This is a genomic window from Methylomonas sp. LWB, assembly GCF_001856095.1.
GTDB classification, from domain to species: Bacteria; Pseudomonadota; Gammaproteobacteria; order Methylococcales; family Methylomonadaceae; genus Methylomonas; species Methylomonas koyamae_A.
The window spans coordinates 52,457-71,168 of record NZ_MKMC01000089.1; the positions used below are offsets into that span (position 1 = coordinate 52,457).

An 18,712-nucleotide genomic window follows, 5' to 3' on the forward strand; every position below is an offset into this window, starting at 1 on the left:
AATCATCGCTTGGGAAAGCAGCGACCTGACGTTAGCCGGGCCTCGGCCAACGGGATTTAGTCGCTTAGAGTTCTATGCGAATGCCTAACTCGATCACGCGCTCGACGGGGATTTTGAAATACTCGATCGCACTGGTCGAGTTATGAGTCAGGAAACTGAATAAGGAACGGCGCCATTTAGGCATCGGGCTCTTACGGCGGAACGACAAGCGCTCGCTACCAATGAAAAACGACACGGTCTTTTGGTTGATGTCCAAACCTTCATGGCAACACAGTTGCAAAGCGCGGCGCACATCCTGTTCCTCCTGAAAACCGAAATAGAGCTTCACTCGGTAAAAACTGCGGTTATGGCCGAACGCCCTGATTTTTACGCGATGAGATTCGTCGACGTAAGGCTCTTCGGTGGTCACGATCGTCAACACGATGATCTTCTCGTGTAACACCCGGTTGTGCTCCAAATTGTGCAACAAAACTTGCGGAACCCCGTGCATGCTGCGGGCCATGTAAATCGCGGTGCCGGGCACCGTCACCGGCGGCTGGGTCTTCAACCGTTCTTCCAGTTCTTCGAACAACACCCGCCGATCTTCGAGATATTTGGCCAGTAATTCGCGCCCCTTGATCCAAGTCGTCATCACCAAGAACAATATTGCGCCCACCACCAGCGGCAGCCAGCCGCCGGTCGGAATCTTCAAGCTGTTGGACGCCAAGAACAACAAATCCACCGACAGGAAAATAGACAGAAATGCGATGCTAGTAGGGCGATTCCAACGCCACAAGCCCTGAATGACGATGAAGGCCAGAACTGTATCGACGATCATGGTACCTGTCACGGCGATGCCGTAAGCGGAAGCCAACGCCGAAGCCGATTTAAAACTTAACACCAGCACGAACACGCAAACCGCCATCAAGCCGTTGATGGCCGGCACGTAAACCTGGCGCATTTCATAGCCGGAGGTATGCCGCACGGTCATCCGTGGACAATAACCGAGTTGTATCGCCTGCCGGGTCACCGAAAACGCGCCGGAAATCACGGCCTGCGAAGCGATCACCGTCGTCAGCGTCGACAAAATCAGCAGCGGATATTGCGCCCAATTCGGCGCCAACAGATAAAACGGATTGCGTATCGCCGACGGATCGCTGATCAGCAAGGCGCCCTGACCAAAATAATTCAGCATCAGCGCCGGAAACACCACGAAGAACCATGCGCAACGTATCGGCTTCAAACCGAAATGCCCCATGTCGGCATACAAGGCCTCAGCGCCGGTGATGACCAACACGATGGCTCCCATGATCAAAAAGCCCTTCCAGCCGATCTCTACCAACAAATGCAGGGCATGAAAGGGATTGATCGCCATCAAGACTTCGGGGGCGCTACCGATATTGACGATGCCCAGCAATGCCAGGGTGGCGAACCAAGCGCACATGATCGGCGAGAACAAGCGGCCGACGACGCCGGTACCCTTGACTTGCAAAATAAACAACAAGCTCAATACCGCGATCGCGGCCGGCACGACGTATTCGTGTAAACGGGGCGCGATGACCTTTAAGCCCTCCACCGCACCCAACACCGAGATTGCCGGCGTAATAATGCTATCGCCGTAAAACAATGAGGCGCCAAGCAAACCCAGCGTGACAATGAATCCCTTACGGCGCGGATCGTTTCTGGCGCCTCGCAGCGCCAGCGCCATCAAGGCCATGATGCCGCCTTCGCCGCGATTGTCGGCCCGCATGATAAACGTGGCATATTTGGTGCTGACGACCAATGTCAGCGACCAAAAGATCAGCGACAACACCCCGAGCACGTGTTCGGTATCGGTTGGCAAGCCGCCGTGAAACACCTCTTTCATCGCGTAAAGCGGACTCGTGCCGATATCGCCAAACACCACGCCGATAGCGCTTAGCGCGAGAGTAGAAAGTTTTTCCTTGGGGGGGAATGGGTGTTTCGAAGGCATGGCGAGTGTTGGATGCAAGCGAAAAGCTGTTGAAATTATGCCACATAACCCAGAATTGGCCGCAATCGCAATTCTTTGGTGGGGATTTTATTTTCTGAATCGTCTTATGTTAATGAGGCTGTTTTCCAGGGAATGACTAACTCGCAGATGAAGCGAAGTTCATCCCGGACCAGCAAATAACTTACAATGTAAGATCGAATTTAGAACCTGCATACCTTCCAGCACTCATTGCATTCATGTATTTATTTAAAACCCACGAAGAGGCTTTGCAGATCAGCCCGCTAGCAAACTTTGGCGGCACGGGACCATCTCCGCGGGAGGCGAGAACTTCGATTTGGCGAACATTGCTGGGCGAGGAAAAGCCTTCCAATATGCTGAGTTTGCTGAGCGTGTTGGTACTGCTGGTTCATGTTTGGGGCTTGCGACAACTGTTGCAGCCTGTGGAAGCCTTAACGCAAGCGCAACCGCTGATGATGGAAGTGTCGATGATCGCGATCTCGGCGCCCAAACCCAGCGTGGCGCCGCCACCGCCCGCCCCGGCGCCTCCCGAGAAAAAACCGCCCGAAATCAAACCCAAGCCCAAACCCAAGCCGCTGCCCAAAAAGGCGCCACCCATCGTGCAAAAAGCACCGGAGTACGCGCCCAGCGAAGCGGCGGCCGAAACCCAGCCGACGCCAGTGACCGCACCGGCCAATCCGTCGCCGTCGGTGACGCAAACCACCAGTACCGCAACTCAGGCCGAGCCCTTTACCGAAGCCAATTTTCGGGCTAACTACGCTCATAATCCCAAGCCGGAATATCCGATGATCGCCAAAAGCCGGGGCTGGCAGGGAAAGGTATTGCTGAAAGTGCAAGTGTCCGCCGAAGGCTTGGCCGATGCCGTGGCGGTGGAGCACAGCAGCGGTCACGAGGTTTTGGACGACTCGGCGGTCGAAGCGGTCAAACAATGGAAATTCATCCCTGCCAAACGCGGCGAAACACCGGTAGCCAGCTCGGTGATCGTCCCCATCATCTTTACATTGCGTGAATAAAAACGGAGAAATTAATGCCCTACCATATAGCCCCGGAATTGGTTATCGACGCCACGTTGTATACGTTGCTGGCGTTTTCGTTGATAACCTGGACTTTGATTTTTTTCAAAATCTGGCAGTTCGCTAAAAACAACTATTACAACAAGCAATTCAACGAAGCGTTTTGGGACTCCGCCGATCTATCCGCCGCCCAGCAATTGCCAGCCGAAAAGTTGCGCGGCCCTAAGGCGCGTGTCGCAACCTGCGGCTTTACTTGGCTGGCTGAAATGAGCCATCCCGAGACTTGCGCAAGCTTGCGATTCCGCGGCTCGCCGCAAGACTTGCTGGAGCAAACCTTGCGGCACCAAACCCAGATGGAACAGCGCAAAATGGAAAGCGGACTGACGATGCTGGCCAGTATCGGCAGCACCGCGCCGTTCGTCGGCTTATTCGGCACAGTGTTGGGCATCATGCACGCAATGCACGACATCAGCGCCAGCGGCTCGGCCAGTCTGGACGTGGTCGCCGGTCCGATCGGCGACGCGCTAATCGCCACTGCGATCGGTATCGCGGTAGCGGTTCCGGCCGTATTGGCCTACAATTTTTTCATGCGCCGGGCTAAGCATCACCGCGCCTCACTGGAAAATTTCGTGGACGGTTTCCTGCATATCGCGTTCGGCGACAACGCCAAAGACAAGGAGTAATCGATGGGCTTTAAAACCAATTCCGAAGAAGACGAAGCCGTTAGCGAAATCAACGTCACGCCGCTGGTCGACGTCATGTTGGTACTGGTGATCATCCTGCTGGTCACCGCGCCGCTGTTAACGCAATCGGTCAACGTGGCGCTACCCAAAACCGCCTCGACCACCCCGGACACCGAAAAACAACCGATGCAACTCGGCATCGACGCGCAGGGCGGCGTCACGCTGAACAAAAACCCGATCGCCGACTTGGCTGGATTGGAGACCACGTTGCAGGGCGAATTAGCCGCCAATCCCGACATCGTGATCCACATCTACGCGGACCAAGGCGTTAACTACGGCAAGGTCGCCGAAGTGATGGCAACGGTGCAACATGCCGGTATTTCCAAACTGGCCTTCGTCACCGTCGAGCAATAAGGCGCCAAACCAAGCATTGCCTAAGGCCTAGTGCTTTAACTTGGCGAGTTCGGCCTCAAACTCGTCCATCGTTAAGGCACCGCTCTTGCCTGTTCGCCGATGGGCCGCATCGAAGAAATAGGTTCTAGGCAATTCCCCGAACCACGCCGGATCGATTTCATAACGCAATTTTTCCGGATTTTCGTCGGCGAACACCCAGTTATCCAGCGCCGCCAGGCGCTCATCGCCAATGATTCTGCGTATCTCCGGCAAAGCCTCGCCGTCGTCGACCGCGAGCATGACGATCTTCAGCTCCGGATGTTTTTCGTGCAGCGCCCTTAAGTTCTTCATGTCTTTCAGGCAGGACGGACAATCCACCGACCAAATCGCCAACAACAACGGCGCGTGCGCGGACTCGGCAAGAATTTGCCGATAGCTATCGATCCGAAACGGCTTGAACGCTATCTCATCGGCAACAGCCGAATGCCAGCCGGCCAGCACGCACGCAACCCAAACCAGCCATCTAAGTATTTTCATCATTTCCTCGGCAATACGGAGTAAAACTCCGTCAAATAACATAGTTTTAAAATCATTTGCCGCCACCATTTTGCGACCAAGAATCTCAAGCGTCACGGTTCGCCCGAATTGCCGAAAATTGTTTGAGCACTATCGCAGATTTGGCTTCAACGGCTTAATAACCGCCAATCTGCCGGACCCCGCCGCAGTCCATTTTCGGTGATTTCCCAGATACTGCCAGCCATTAATATTTTATATAACATAGTTTATTTAAATATTGGCTCCCTCCCGAATAAAACCATTTATTTATCATTGCCTTGAATTACAGGCTCCAAAATTGCTCGCGCAACGCTATTCCCAAAACCGGGCGAACACGCTTCCGTCCGGCCTTGGCGAGCCAATTTTATTTTCAAGGAACACTCGACATGCGAGAAACCATAAAAAAGACATCATTGCTACTGGCACTACCCACCATCCTGCATTCATCGCATAATTTGCAAGCGGCGGAATCCAAGGACAACACACTAGCCGATGTTATCGTTTCGGAAGATTCCGAAGACGGCCGCCCGGAAAAGCCCTCGAAAACCGACCTATCAACGCCTAAAACCAAAATCTCCAAGAAAGACATCGCCGAGACCAACGCCGTCACCACCTCCGATTCAATCAAATTCGAATCCGGCGTATTCGTCAGACAACGTTATATCGGCGATCCGAATGCACCGGTCGGCATGCGCGGCTCCAATCCTTACCAAGGCGGCCGGGTCATGGTATTTATGGATGGCATGCCAATCTGGAACGCCTTGCAATATTCGTTCAACGGCTCGCCGCGCTGGGGATTGATCGGTCCGGGCGAAATCAAATCGGTCGATATTCTATCGGGACCGTTCTCCGCCGAATACAGCGGCAACGCCATGGGCGGCGTGATCAACTTCAATACTCTGCTACCGCAAAAGCGCGAGGTCTATACCGAGGCAACCTATATCTTCCAACCCTATCAGTTCGAAGGCACCAGCAAAAACCTGCAAGGATTCCGGACCTTCGGCTCTTACGGCGATAAGTTCGGCGACTTCAGCAGCTACTTCTCTTACAACCATTTAGAGAACGAAGGCCAGCCGATGACCACCTATAACTACTCGAATACGTCCGGTGCCAACGGCGGCGCGCTAAGAGCCTACACCTCCGGAGCCGGATCGGTCAGCGGCGCCTATCTCGAGCGCAATCCCCGAGCCGTCGGAAATCAGGCCAACCAAGGCGGTTATGCCGGCCAGCCTCGACTATCCTATGGCGACAGCGGTGTCGTGCATTCGGTGGACGATTTGTACAAATGGAAAGGCGGCTATCAAATCAATCCGCAACTCGACGCTTTGTTCACCGTCGCTTTCGAAAATCTGGACGTCACCAGCGTTGGCCAAACTTATCTGCGCAAGGCCGACGGTACGCCGGTCTACGGTAACGGCAGCACGACTTACAACTACAACGGCTTACGGATCGTCCCGGTCGGGACCAATTTCGGCGCCAGCCAACAAAATCGGCAAACTCTAACGCTAGGTGGCGGCTTGAAAGGCCAGCTATTCGGCAATTGGAACACCGACACCCACGTCAGTTATTTTGACGTCCTGCACGACCAGACGATCTCCTCGTCCTTGAATCCCAGCGACCCCAACAATACCAATGCCGGCCAAATCAGCGATGTCGACAGCATGGGCTGGGTCAATATTTCAACGAAATTCGACAACCAAAAGTTCTTCGATCGCGAAGACCTGTCGTTTTCGACCGGCATGGAATATCAACACGCCAAAATGTTCACCAGCCAATACAGTACCAGCAACTATACGGCCACCAACCGCGATCGGCTAACCTTGCGTAGCGGCGGCGCGACCGACACCTACGGCCTGTTCGGCCAACTGTCATGGCGGTTTATCCAGGACTGGGACGCCACATTCGGTAGCCGGTTGGAACGTTGGAACGTGTCGGACGGCATTTATCTGTCCGGCAACAATAATTACTCGCCACGGGACCGTCAAGCATCGACATGGTCGCCAAAATTCTCGTTGGGCTACGAACCGGGCCGCTGGAAATTCCGCTACTCGGTCGCCAAAGCCTACCGGTTTCCGCTGGTGGGCGAATTGTTCGACAACTCGAACAGTTTGAGGGGTAGCGTCAGTCTGGCCAATTCGCTATTGAAGCCGGAAGACGGAACCCACCACAACCTGATGGGGGAGTACGATTTCAATAACGGGTATATCCGCTTGAATCTGTTCCATGAAAACGTGCGCAACGCCATTTACAGTTCGACGATCTCCAACTCGTTATTGATCGCTCAAGACCCCGCTACCTTCGGGCCGGGCGGCTTGAACCTGAACGCCAGTAACTTCAGCAGCCTGTTGGCGTCGATAGACGAAGTGGAAATTAACGGTATCGATCTGACAATCAACCAAGACCGGGTATTCGACTCGAATTTCGACATCAAACTGGATACGACGATTTTGAATTCGAAGATTCTGAAGAACGATGCCAACGTCAATTACGTCAGCAAGAGCTTTCCGCTGCTACCTGACTACCGCGCCAACCTGTTAACGACCTACCACTACGGCAAAGACTGGGACTTTTCGGTCGGCACTCGCTACCAAGGCAGAATGTACGCCCAGCTCGACAACAAGGATCTGCAATTGCCCTATTACGCGGCTTTTACCGAATCGGTCTACGTCGATCTGAAAGCCACCTACCGCTTCAACAACGCCGGACATATCTCGGCGGGGGTCGATAATATCAACGACTATCAAGCCTTCTTTAACCATCCGTTGCCGCAACGGACATTCTTTGCTCAAATCGGCTACAAGTTCTAGACGGCAAACCCGCCACCGAACAACCGATGTCCGCTACCCAGCGGCCCGGACCCGAAACAGCGGGGCTATTGGAAACAGCCCCGCCCGACAACCGCCGCCGACTTCCGGAAGCACGACCGGAGCGCCGGCTAAACACTTCACCTCATGAAAAAAACCTTTGTTTTTGCAATCGCGGCGCTTTGGCTATTTAATGGCTGCGCCGAACAACCGCTGTCGACCGAATCGCCAACCTTGGCCGAAGCATCGCCCGCCGATCAGGCGCCGGCTTGCCCGGCACCGACACCCCATCGCGCTTGCTCGGATACCGTCACGCCGACCTTCGACGCCGACGGCACGCTTTGGATCGTCTGGGCCAACGACAAGCACGTTTATTTACAATCCTCGACCGACAAAGGCCAGCACTTCTCCGAGCCATCGCGGGTCAATGCCGAACCGGAAGCCGTCGCCTCGCACGGCGAATATCGGCCTAAAATCAAAGCCGATCGACAAGGCAATTTATTCGTGACTTGGACTCAAAATCTGGAAAAACGCCATAGCGGGCACATTCGATTTTCTCGTTCCAACGATGGCGGGCGAAGTTTTAGCAAACCGGTCACGATCAACGACGATCCCAATATCACCGGCCACCGCTTCGACAGCCTTGCGGTTGGACAAAATGGCGAAGTCTTCATCGCATGGCTGGACGCTCGCGATAAGGACAAGGCCAAAGCCGAAAATCGGCCCTTCGACGGCTCGGCGGTCTATTTCACGTGGTCGCGGGACGGCGGACAAAGCTTTCAACCCAACCGGATACTGGCCCCTCACAGTTGCGAATGCTGCCGTCTGGGTACCGAGATCGACAGCGACAATCTGCCGGTAGTCCTTTGGCGGCATGTTTTCGACGGCGGCATCCGCGATCACGCCATCGACAAATTCGTAGACTGGGACACGCCTGGCCCCGTCAAGCGCGTCGAAAACGCAAACTGGAAAATCGACGCCTGTCCTCACCACGGCCCGGCGCTGTCCATCGACGACGGCGCCTATCATGTGGTCTGGTTTAGCGGCACCGAATCCCGGCCGGGCCTGTTTTATACCCGCTCGATCAATCAGGGCCGAGACTTTTCCCCGCCGTATCCATTTGGCGGCGCCGGCGCCAAACACCCCCAGGTGCTAGCCAAAGACCGACAAGTTTGGGTGGTTTGGTCCGAATTCGACGGCAATCGGAATATAGTGAGGCACCTGCACTCGGGCGATTCCGGCGAAAGCTGGTCGCCGGCAGAAACCTTGGCAACCACGACAGGCAAGGCCGATGACGCCTTTCTGATCGGAGACGACCGGGACGTGTATTTGTCCTGGCAAACGGATCGCGGCTACCGCTTCGTTCCGCTGACCCAGTAAACAGCCGAACTTATGCCGGCTTTTTTTTGGCGTTTTTTTCGATATATTCGATCATCAAGCCGGCGATGTCCTTACCGCAGGTTTTTTCGATACCTTCCAGCCCCGGCGAGGAATTGACTTCCATCACCAACGGTCCGCGCTTGGAACGCAGCAAATCCACGCCGCAGACATCCAAACCCATCACTTTCGCGGCGCCGACCGCGGTGGCGCGTTCTTGCGGCGTCAGCCGGACCACGCTGGCGCTGCCGCCGCGATGCAGATTGGAGCGGAACTCGCCTTCGCGGCCTTGGCGTTTCATCGCCGCCACCACCTTTTCGCCGATGACAAAACAGCGAATGTCGCTGCCGGCCGCTTCCTGGATAAATTCCTGCACCATGATGTTGGCGTTCAAACCCATAAAGGCCTGAATCACGCTATGCGCGGCGTTATGCGTTTCGGCCAGCACCACGCCGATGCCTTGCGAGCCTTCCACCAATTTAATCACCAGCGGCGCTCCGCCGACTTCGGCGATCAGGTCTTCGATGTTGTCGGGATTGTGCGCGAACGCGGTAATCGGCAGATCGATACCTTTGCGGGCCAATAATTGGCTGGATGCCAGTTTGTCGCGGGAACGGCTGATCGCCGCCGAGTTATTCAACGTGAACGTGTTCATCACCTCGAACTGGCGCAATACCGCCGTGCCGTAAAAGGTGATCGACGCGCCGATGCGCGGAATCACCGCATCGTAACTCAACAAATCCTCACCCATATAATGGATAGACGGCTTCATCGAGGTGATGTTCATATAGCAATGGGTCGGGTCGAACACCCTGGCCTGATGTCCGCGCGCAGTGGCGGCCTCGACCAAACGCACACTGGAATACAGAGTAGCGTCGCGGGACAGAATCGCAATTTTCATGGCCGCCGGCCGTGGTTAGGGTTGAACCGCGTCGAAATGGGCGACTTGCGGATGCTCCGCATCGAGATTGGGTACTTGCTCGCGCACCAGCCAGCGCGTCGCCATGCCGGCTTCGCGGGCCGCATCCAATTCTTCGCGTATGTCCGACAGGAATAAAATCCGATCGGCCGGGAAACCCAGCGCGGCGGCGATACGCCGGTAGGAATCGGCTTCGCGCTTGCCGCCGATATGAGTGTCGAAGTAGCCGGAAAACAGCGGCGTCAAATCGCCGAAATCGCTATGGCCGAACAACAATTTTTGCGCCTGCACCGAGCCGGACGAGTACACGTACAGCTGATAGCCCTGGGCATGCCAAGCCTTAAGATTGCGTACCGCATCCTCATAAATGTGACCGGTGAAATCGCCGTTGCGGTAGCCGTCCAGCCAGATCAGGCCTTGCAAGGATTTCAAAGGCGTAATCTTTTGATCGGCGTCTATCCAGGCTCTCAATTGTTCGACAATCGCGGCCCGATCCGGCGTCCCGCCCATCAATTGAGCAGCATCGTCCAACAACGTCCGGACTTGCGGCTCGTCGGCGTGGCTGGCGACATAATCGGCCAAATGCGTCCGCGCGTAAGGAAACAACACCTCCTTGACGAAGGACAGTGACGACGTAGTCCCTTCGATGTCGGTGACGATGGCTTCGATCATAGCGTCGCCAGGTATTGATCCAGAGTCGGAAAGCGCTCGGCAATCTTGTCGCCGGTAAACTCGGCCACCCAGCCGTCCTCGGTCGTGAACAGGCGGATGCATTTGAAATGGGGATGCTCGCCCATATCGAACCAATGCCGGGTGTTGGCCGGTACGCTGATCAAATCGCCTTGCTCGCACAACACCGCGTGGACTTGGTCCTCGACATGCAGATAAAACAAACCCTTACCCTCGACGAAAAACCGCACCTCGAAATCGCTGTGGGTGTGCTCGGATAAAAACTTCTGCCGCAAAGCCTCCTTGTTCGGATGCTCGGCGTTCAGACTGATCACGTCCACCGACTGAAAACCGTATTGCCGTTTCAGTTGGTTGATCGAAGCTTGGTAAGCGCTTAAAACCGTGTCGCTATCGGCATCGGCGCCGAACGCTTGCTCGGCTTGCCAGCGCTCGAATTGCACGCCTAAATCGCGCAAACGATCGGCGATGTCGGCAAACTCGCGGAAGCTGCGGCCTTGATCGGGTTGGCCGGCGGGAAAAATCGTTAAAGCGCTCATAAGCGTGTTACTCCATGTAGGCGAATTTCAATATCGAATAAAAACTCCAGGGCTTCCAAATGGCGCAAGGCATCGTCCACCGACGCGCCCCACGTGTAAAACCCGTGGCCGGCGATGATGTAGCCGTGGACATCGCCGTGGGCATCCATATAGGCCTCGACCCTGGCCGCCAAGCGCGGAATATCCTGATCGTTGGCGAAAATCGGCACGACGATCCGGGTTTCGTGGGTGGCGATGCCGGGCAGGGCCTTCAACAATTCGTAGTCTTCCAGCACGATTTCGTGTTGAAACAGGCGCGCCGTCAGCGTGGCGTTGACCGAATGCGGATGCAACACCGCTTGCACTTGCGGAAAACGTTGGTAAATCGAGGTATGCAGCAAGGTCTCCGCCGACGGCTTCTTACCGTCCAGCGACTGGCCGCGACTGTCGATCAACATGATGTCGTCCGGTTCCAGCCGGCCCTTGTGGCGGCCGGACACGGTGATCGCGATATTGCCGTCGGAAAGTCTGGCCGAAAAATTGCCGCTGGTCGCCGGCACCCAGCCCTTGCTGTCGATGAAACGGCCGGCGGCAATCAATTGCTCCGCCTTCCGGAAAAATTCGTCGGTCTTGGATGTCATGGAATATTTTGCGGATTGCAAAAGAAGGGAAAGAGTTGGCCTGTAAGCCGGGTTCTGTCGTGAACAGCCATTCATCTAGGCGCTTGATCACCCAAGCGCTCAAGCAATCTACCCAGGAACAGCGCGGGCCACGCCAATGCTCCTCTATTTGATCTTGCTCCGGGTGGGGTTTACCCTGCCACACCTGTTACCAGTTGCGCGGTGCGCTCTTACCGCACCATTTCACCCTTACCGAGTCCGATTCGAACCAGGCGGTATATTTTCTGCGGCACTTTCCGTAGGCTCGCGCCTCCCAGGCATTACCTGGCACCCTGCCCTATGGAGCCCGGACTTTCCTCCCTCTCGCTTACGCGAAACGGCGACTGTTCGGCCAACTCTGGCGGCGATTATACAGACAAAGCCAAAAAATTGGGCGGGACGAACGCGAAAGGTCGCCAAAGCGCAACCTACCCACTCGGCAATCCGCACGGCGGCATCGCTGTCGCCCGCTAGATTCGAACGGACGCCGGCTTCCGAGCACCCAAGACGGAGAAACTTGCGCGCATGGTTTTTTGCGTTGCAGGCAAAACGATCAGAATCTAGCGCTTGCCACTCGAATCCCTTCGGCTCCGCTCAGGGAACGCGGGGCGTGTTCCCTGAGCGCCTCAGCGCCGCACGTGCCCGAAAGCCGGAGTCCGTTCCCTGAGCAGAGCCGAAGGGAACAACGGCTAATTTCCCCCGAGCAGCTCACGCGTTCCCAACCATCCGAAACATTCCCCGCTCAGCTGGAGTCCGCTCGCTGAGCGGAGCCGAAGGGAACAACGGCTAATTTCCCCCAAGCGGCTCACGCGTTCCCAAACATCCAGAACATTCCCCGCGCAACTGGAGTGCGCTCCCTGAGCGGAGCCGAAGGGAACAACGGCTAATTTCCCCCCAAGCGGCTCACGCGTTCCCAATCACCCGGAACATTCCCCGCTCAGCTGGAGTCCGCTCCCTGAGCGGAGCCGAAGGGAACATCAGTAACGAGCCCCCAAGCGCCAGCAACAAAGCCGGCAAATCGCGGTCTATTCGGTCGGTGTGGCGTGGTGCTGGCTGTGCTCCGGCAACGCCGCGCTGCCATGCTCGGCGATCTGCGCGTCGAACCAATGGTGTAGGGCCGTCAGCAGCGGCGCGTATTCGGTCGAGAAATGGATTTGGCCGCCGTCGGGCAATCGCTTAAAGTCGTAACGAATCTCGCCGGGCTGGGCCGCTTTCATCTGCGCCAAACCGGGCATGTCCGGGCCGTGATAGCGTTCCGTCGACGAAAAGTCGCCTTTCTGGAATTCGGCGGCGGTTTGCCGCAAATAGTCTTGTATCCGCCGAACCTGCTCGGCGTTGCTCGCCGATTTCGCCACGATATGCAGGATGCCGCCGTGGACGGTTTTCGAGAAGGACTCCAAGGCCTGAGCCCTGTCATAAGGCACCGATGGACTATGCGCCGCCGACGGCGGCTCGGCCGTTGGTTTCGCTGCCGCCCCGCCCGCGAACAGGGCAACGATCAATAATAGGATGGTTTTCATGGCCTCCCCCTTGTCGATTCGACATTGCGAACGTAAAACAAGAAGACCCGGACTGGCGGCGGTAGTTCAGCCGAAAGCCAAGGTATCGCCGGCATCCTCGATTTCATCGAGGCTTGCGCTGACAGCCATTTGCCGGCGGCGAGGACCGTTTCGGTTCGCTCGAGCAGCACACAGGTCCCAGCTTGCGGCGACTTGGCTTGGCCGAGTAGCAAATCGGCCCAAGCACGCGCTTATCCAGCCCCACTTTTGAACCACGTTGGTGCAACGGATGCCCTGTTAGGCTTGCACGAGAACCGCTATCGGTTGGCGATTAAAGCGATGTGCCGCAATCGAACGCCAAATCGGCTGGCGCCTCGACCGATTCGGCTTGGCCTTGCAGCGATTTGGCTTAAGCGACCGCCGATTCGGTCATCGAGCGGGCTTTTCCGCCGGGACATTTGCACCAATAGCTTGGCCGGGATCGCGAATGACAGAGCGCGACCGGCACTTATGTTTAGCGGATTTCCGGAAAGCGGGGTGGTTACGCGAATCAGGCTAACGCTTGCGGCAAAACGCCCACCCCGAATAGCGTTTATTATCGGCGGCGGAAAATGGCGGCCAGCCCGTCACCCGTGGCTCAATACCGTTAAGTTAATCCGTTCGCAGAGCAAAACCGAAACGAAATGACGGGCTACGACTCCGCTCGCTGGCTGAGCGGAGTCGTAGCCCCCGAGCGGCTTACACGGGCTGTCACCGCTTCACTTAAAGGCATGGTCCCGAGTCCGGCCGCATATTCCGCCGCGATCCTTAGCGGGCGGGTGGTTCGACTTTAGCCTTGGCGCCGCGATTAATGCGCGCCGCCATGGCCTGGCGCAGCGTTTCCAATGCCGCGCCCTTGCTGGCAATTTTCAGCGAGGCATAGGCATCCAGACAAAAACTGTAGATGTCGCTGCCCAAGGCCATATCGGTATCGTCGCCCCGCGCCAGCAAATCCCGCAGCCGATGCAAGCGAGGCCGGATTTGATCCAGGCAGTGGAAATCGGCTTGCGCTTCGGACATATTCAGACTGGGCGGCAGTGCCTGGCTATTCTGCGCGGCCAGCAGCATGGTCTGCCGACAAAAGGCTTCGGTCTTATCGCCCATTTTCAAAATATTGCGGCGCTGCTCGGGCGACAACGACGATAAATCGGCGAAGTGGCGTTCCAAAGTACTCAAAGCCGCGTCGATCTCCGCCAACGCCGCTTCGCTGAAAGTTAACGAAACCAAATTTTGATTCATCTCGATCTCCTACAAAGTTGCCGAATACGCGCACCGACCGCGCCGGTCCGCACAGCAAAAGCGTAGGCTATTTTTCTAAAAATGAGTGGTTTTATATGTTAGATATGGGCGTTTTTTTGGTAAGTCGCGTGGGCTAAGCGAACCTAACCCAATATTGGGAATTAAATTCCCAATGATTACCTTATGGCTCAAAGCGAACATTTGCCAATCACCGCGCTTCAGCTTTAGTAACCGCTATCGAATGGATAACCGGCTGGTAGTGTATAGGATTGCAATCGGGGCGTGTCTTGTGCGTCGATAAAGAGTTAGCGGAACGAGGAGGTTGGCCCTTGCTGAATCTGAAATTGACGATCTACTGAAGACAAGCTACCCGCTAGCAGCCTGCGCCCGTTTGCTCCATTCGCTACAAAGCTTTCTAAACGAGCGACTACGGTCAAACGCTAGCTGCAAGTCTATTTGCGCGGAAAATGCCGGTTGATCGGTAGTTTCGCCATACGAACGGTTGGTCATGCAAGCCTTAATCCACCCCTTGGCATCGCGCGGCTGTTCAGGATCGACAAGCTTTGCCGAATCATAAGTAAAGCCTCGATATCCCTGCAGCGATTCGGCGGCTGCGATAAACCAGGCCTCGTACTCTCTGTTTGCCAACACCACGGAAATTTTCCGGTGCGGGACGATACTTTCAGCGCGGTGTAAAATCTCTTGGCCCAGTTCTGCGGGGCAGTCATCATCCGCGTCGAAAAGAATCAATATCCAGCCCTCGTCCCCGCATTTGTTAGCGGCAAGACTTAAGTGGCGGCGAAATTCGTCCTCTCTGTTTAAAAAGCGGTCGCGACGAACTCGAATCGGATACCCCACATTGACGTATATGTCCGGGGTTAACCACTGGTTGAGTCGCCGTAACAGAATGGGTAAAGCAATGACTTCGCCATCGCCTTCCACAATCGTGGTTACATTGATCACGGCCGACTATCTCCAAATAAATCAGCTTGCTTTTGTTCTTCCAATTCCAGTTGTTTGCGGTCGGGAACCAGTTGATTGAGGCGCAGCAATTCGCCGGCAGAGAACAGCGAGTCTCGAATCATTTGCCGAGAGGCTCCGTCGATGGGACCTATCCGGGTTTCGCCTTTTTCGGAAACCACCGACAATAATGAATCGGCGCTTAACTGCAAATCGTCGAGCAGGTCTGGACTATGGCTGGTAACAATGATCTGAGTTTCTTGCGACGCCCGATTCAGCGCTTCTCGCAAAGCCGAACTTGCCGCCGGATGCAAAGCCGTTTCCGGCTCTTCGATACCAATCAAGGTGGGGGCATAATCCCGGTTACCCTGAAATAGCGCAGCCAATATTCCCAGTGCCCTTAACGTGCCGTCCGACATGTTTTGCGCCAGGAAACGCCAGGGATGCTTAGCGCCGGCCATGTCCTGCCGAAATTCCAAAGTCTCCATCGGGCCAATGGACTTACGCTCCACGCCATGAACCATAGGTACGACGGTTTGCAAATAGTCCTGGATGATGGTCATGCGTTCCGGAGAAACTCTTTCTAAATGACCTATGACACTAGCGATGTTTTCTCCAACCGGCTTTAATAACCTGCCCTCTTGCGGTTTTTGCAGCTCGCGCATTAGCTTGGGATTCAAATTGTAAAATCCCATGGTGGAGAGCAAATCGAAAACCGGACGAAATTCGGTCAAGCCGGAAGCGGCGACCAAGGCCAAGCGGTCGGAGGTCACAGAGGGGAACGTCGACTCGCTAGTGTTGCGCAGTTTACCTTTATCGATCTGGAAAAACGGGCCTCTACCGATACTTTCCAATACGCATTCCTCGGTCTGCACTTTGTAGCCTTGGCCGGAAAGCGCGCCAACATTGAATGCATAATGTCCTTTTTGCCCGTTAGCAAGCGAGAATTCCAGACGAATGCCGAAATGGTTTGGGTGGCCGCTCGAATATCTGCGCACTTCCGACAGGCCGCCGCGTTCGTTTAAGGCGTTGTCCAACGAACTGGTTAAGGCATCTCGCACCAAGTGTAAGGCGTCGAGGAAATTGCTTTTACCGGAACCGTTTGCCCCAACCAAATAAGTCAGCTGGTCCAATTTTACGTTGCAATAACCGATGCTTTTGTAGTTCCGTAATACGACGCGAGTGATATGGGCATGGGCCATGGGGCTAGGCTCTCTAGAGTGGATATACAACAACAGCGGTCAAACAATTCCGTCATTACGCATATAGCTTTTGGTTGCCGCACAATTGGAGTAACGTTGATTTCGACCTGAAATGCGCAATCTAATCTCAACACTTATTCGAATAACAACTAAATTGTTCTTTCTTGTCCTTGGAAATTATTATACGGACGGGAATTGGATGTGCATCAAGCTTCACTTGATCTCATAAACACACACGATTACGAGTCTGCACATAAATAACAGGCCGAGAATAAATGCAAAGGGCTTGCCAAACATTGATTCGACAAGCCCTTAACTTACAATCGCAACCCCTCGGAATCCGTTCCGTCTAAATCGCCGCTATTCCACCGTCACCGACTTGGCCAGGTTTCTGGGCTGATCGACGTCGGTGCCTTTGAGTACGGCGACGTGGTAGGACAGCAGTTGCAGCGGTATCGTGTAGATGATCGGCGAGATGGCGTTGGCGACGCTGGGCATTTTGACGATTTGTACGTTCTCGTCGGCGGCGTCGCTTTCGGCCAAGTCCTCGTCCATGAACACGATCAACTGCCCGCCGCGAGCGCTGACTTCCTGGATGTTGGATTTCAGCTTTTCCAGCAGGTTGTTGTTGGGCGCGACCGTGACCACCGGCATTTCGGCGTCGATCAAGGCCAGCGGGCCGTGCTTCAATTCGCCGGCCGGATAGGCCTCGGCATGGATGTAGGAAATCTCCTTCAACTTCAAGGCGCCTTCCATCGCGATCGGGTAATGGGTGCCGCGACCGAGGAACAAGGCATTGTGCTTGTCGGCGAAGCGCTGCGACAGCAGTTCGATGGCATTGTCCAGCTTCAGCACTTTTTCGATGTTGCCGGGCAGGGCGAACAGTTGCGAGACGATGTGTTCCTCTTTCTCGGCACTGAGTTCGAAGCGGCGGCCGACCGCGATAATCAGCATCAACAAGGCCACCAACTGGGTGGTGAAGGCCTTGGTCGAAGCGACGCCGATTTCCGGGCCGGCGCGGGTCATCAACACCAATTCGGATTCGCGCACCAGCGAGCTTTCCGGCGCGTTGCAGATCACCAGCGAGTGCTTGACGCCGAGCTTTTTAGCTTCCTGCAAAGCGGCCAGCGTGTCGGCGGTTTCGCCGGACTGGGAAATGGTCACGACCAAGGTATCCGGCGCCACCACCGGGTTGCGGTAGCGGAATTCGCTGGCGATTTCGATAGCGCAGGGCACGCGGGCGTATTTTTCGAACCAGTAGCGGGCAACCAAGCCGGAATGGTAACTGGTCCCGCAGGCCAGGATCAGCACCGATTTGATTTGGTCGAACACGTCGGCGGCGTTGTGGCCGAAGGCGTTGTCCTGCAAGCGGTTGTCGATAAAGCGGCCTTCCAGGGTTTCGGAAACCGCCCAAGCTTGCTCGTAGATTTCCTTGAGCATGTAGTGGCGATATTTGCCTTTGTCGACCGAGTCGGCCTTGAGTTGGCTTTCGATGACCGGGCGGACCACGCGGCGGCCGGCTTCGTCGAAGATGGTGACGCCGTTGATGGTCAATTCGGCCACGTCGCCGTCTTCCAGAAAGATGAAGCGCTGAGTGACCGGCAGTAAGGCGGCGATGTCGGAGGCGATGAAGTATTCGCCGATGCCGATGCCGATCACCAATGGGCTGCCTTTGCGGCAGGCGACCAGCACGTCCGGTTGCTCGCAGTCGATCACGCCCAGCGCATACGCGCCGCGCAGGCTTTTGACGGTTTTGGTAACCGCGTCCAGCAGGCTTTGGGTTTCTTTCAGTTCTTCGGCGACCTTGTGGACGATGACTTCGGTATCGGTCTCGGAAGTGAAGACGTAGCCGTTTTCCTGCAACGCGGCGCGCAGGTGGTCGTGATTTTCGATGATGCCGTTATGCACCACCGCTACTCTATCCTTGCTGACGTGCGGGTGGGCGTTGCGGGTACTCGGCTTGCCGTGGGTGGCCCAGCGGGTGTGGGCGATGCCGATGCGGCCTTCGATCGGGTCGGCGGCGATTAGCGCTTCCAGGCCCTTGACCTTGCCCAATTCGCGCTTGCGGAAGATTTCGCCACCGTTGATGACGGCCAGTCCGGCCGAATCATAACCCCGGTACTCCAGACGCTTTAAACCTTCAATCAAAATCGGAACCACGTTGCGTTGGGCAACGCCCGCGACTATGCCGCACAT

The 18,712-nt window shown here is 55.7% G+C and carries 16 protein-coding genes and 1 other RNA gene; 5 read left to right on the top strand and 12 right to left on the bottom strand.

Annotated elements, in window-relative coordinates; all coding sequences use genetic code 11:
• Positions 1 to 64: 64 nt before the first annotated feature.
• Positions 65 to 1,951, bottom strand: coding sequence for a potassium transporter Kup (locus BJL95_RS21985; RefSeq protein ID WP_064028403.1), 1,887 nt, complete (start codon positions 1,949 to 1,951; stop codon positions 65 to 67).
• 236 nt (positions 1,952 to 2,187) lie between these two features.
• Here BJL95_RS21985 and BJL95_RS21990 point away from each other — a divergent pair, with 236 nt between their 5' ends.
• The 3 genes from BJL95_RS21990 to BJL95_RS22000 are packed head-to-tail and all read left to right on the top strand — an operon-like array spanning position 2,188 to position 4,079.
• Positions 2,188 to 2,982 carry an energy transducer TonB gene (locus BJL95_RS21990; RefSeq protein ID WP_064028405.1) on the top strand — a complete coding sequence of 265 codons (795 nt, stop codon included), beginning with the start codon at positions 2,188 to 2,190 and terminating at the stop codon, positions 2,980 to 2,982.
• A gap of 14 nt (positions 2,983 to 2,996) precedes the next feature.
• The gene (locus BJL95_RS21995) at positions 2,997 to 3,665 is read left to right on the top strand and encodes a MotA/TolQ/ExbB proton channel family protein (protein ID WP_064028407.1); all 669 of its coding nucleotides are present in this window, start codon (positions 2,997 to 2,999) and stop codon (positions 3,663 to 3,665) included.
• Between the two features lie 3 nt (positions 3,666 to 3,668).
• Positions 3,669 to 4,079 carry a biopolymer transporter ExbD gene (locus tag BJL95_RS22000; protein ID WP_064028409.1) on the top strand — a complete coding sequence of 137 codons (411 nt, stop codon included), beginning with the start codon at positions 3,669 to 3,671 and terminating at the stop codon, positions 4,077 to 4,079.
• Between the two features lie 27 nt (positions 4,080 to 4,106).
• On the opposite strand, the gene BJL95_RS22005 is transcribed toward BJL95_RS22000, so the two are convergent.
• Positions 4,107 to 4,595: a hypothetical protein gene (locus BJL95_RS22005; protein ID WP_071160844.1), complete on the bottom strand. Its 489-nt coding sequence runs from the start codon at positions 4,593 to 4,595 to the stop codon at positions 4,107 to 4,109.
• A 404-nt stretch (positions 4,596 to 4,999) separates the two neighbouring features.
• Here BJL95_RS22005 and BJL95_RS22010 point away from each other — a divergent pair, with 404 nt between their 5' ends.
• Positions 5,000 to 7,420 (top strand): TonB-dependent receptor, encoded by a 2,421-nt coding sequence (locus tag BJL95_RS22010; RefSeq protein ID WP_071160745.1) that lies wholly within the window; start codon positions 5,000 to 5,002, stop codon positions 7,418 to 7,420.
• Positions 7,421 to 7,564: 144 nt separating this feature from the next.
• On the top strand, positions 7,565 to 8,797 hold the full coding sequence (locus BJL95_RS22015; protein WP_071160746.1) for a sialidase family protein: 1,233 nt from the start codon (positions 7,565 to 7,567) through the stop codon (positions 8,795 to 8,797).
• Positions 8,798 to 8,807: 10 nt separating this feature from the next.
• Here the strand turns inward: BJL95_RS22015 and rimK are convergent, their stop codons facing one another.
• The 10 genes from rimK to glmS form a co-directional block, all read right to left on the bottom strand.
• Positions 8,808 to 9,695, bottom strand: coding sequence for a 30S ribosomal protein S6--L-glutamate ligase (gene rimK / locus BJL95_RS22020; protein ID WP_064028416.1), 888 nt, complete (start codon positions 9,693 to 9,695; stop codon positions 8,808 to 8,810).
• A gap of 15 nt (positions 9,696 to 9,710) precedes the next feature.
• Positions 9,711 to 10,385 carry an acireductone synthase gene (gene mtnC, locus BJL95_RS22025; protein ID WP_071160747.1) on the bottom strand — a complete coding sequence of 225 codons (675 nt, stop codon included), beginning with the start codon at positions 10,383 to 10,385 and terminating at the stop codon, positions 9,711 to 9,713.
• Positions 10,382 to 10,939 carry an acireductone dioxygenase gene (locus tag BJL95_RS22030; RefSeq protein ID WP_071160748.1) on the bottom strand — a complete coding sequence of 186 codons (558 nt, stop codon included), beginning with the start codon at positions 10,937 to 10,939 and terminating at the stop codon, positions 10,382 to 10,384. Before BJL95_RS22030 ends, mtnC begins: the two co-directional genes overlap by 4 nt.
• Positions 10,936 to 11,559 (bottom strand): methylthioribulose 1-phosphate dehydratase, encoded by a 624-nt coding sequence (locus BJL95_RS22035; RefSeq protein WP_083386211.1) that lies wholly within the window; start codon positions 11,557 to 11,559, stop codon positions 10,936 to 10,938. Before BJL95_RS22035 ends, BJL95_RS22030 begins: the two co-directional genes overlap by 4 nt.
• A gap of 27 nt (positions 11,560 to 11,586) precedes the next feature.
• Positions 11,587 to 11,937, bottom strand: an RNA gene (gene rnpB / locus BJL95_RS22040) — RNase P RNA component class A.
• 665 nt (positions 11,938 to 12,602) lie between these two features.
• Complete coding sequence (locus BJL95_RS22045) at positions 12,603 to 13,097, bottom strand: aspartate carbamoyltransferase (protein ID WP_071160750.1); 495 nt, start codon at positions 13,095 to 13,097, stop codon at positions 12,603 to 12,605.
• A 786-nt stretch (positions 13,098 to 13,883) separates the two neighbouring features.
• Positions 13,884 to 14,354 (bottom strand): hypothetical protein, encoded by a 471-nt coding sequence (locus tag BJL95_RS22050; protein ID WP_071160751.1) that lies wholly within the window; start codon positions 14,352 to 14,354, stop codon positions 13,884 to 13,886.
• 366 nt (positions 14,355 to 14,720) lie between these two features.
• Positions 14,721 to 15,317 (bottom strand): DUF4276 family protein, encoded by a 597-nt coding sequence (locus BJL95_RS22055; protein WP_071160752.1) that lies wholly within the window; start codon positions 15,315 to 15,317, stop codon positions 14,721 to 14,723.
• A complete protein-coding gene (locus BJL95_RS22060; protein WP_071160753.1) occupies positions 15,314 to 16,516 on the bottom strand; it encodes an AAA family ATPase in 1,203 nt (400 codons plus the stop codon). Before BJL95_RS22060 ends, BJL95_RS22055 begins: the two co-directional genes overlap by 4 nt.
• A gap of 360 nt (positions 16,517 to 16,876) precedes the next feature.
• Positions 16,877 to 18,712: a glutamine--fructose-6-phosphate transaminase (isomerizing) gene (glmS, locus tag BJL95_RS22065; RefSeq protein ID WP_071160754.1), complete on the bottom strand. Its 1,836-nt coding sequence runs from the start codon at positions 18,710 to 18,712 to the stop codon at positions 16,877 to 16,879.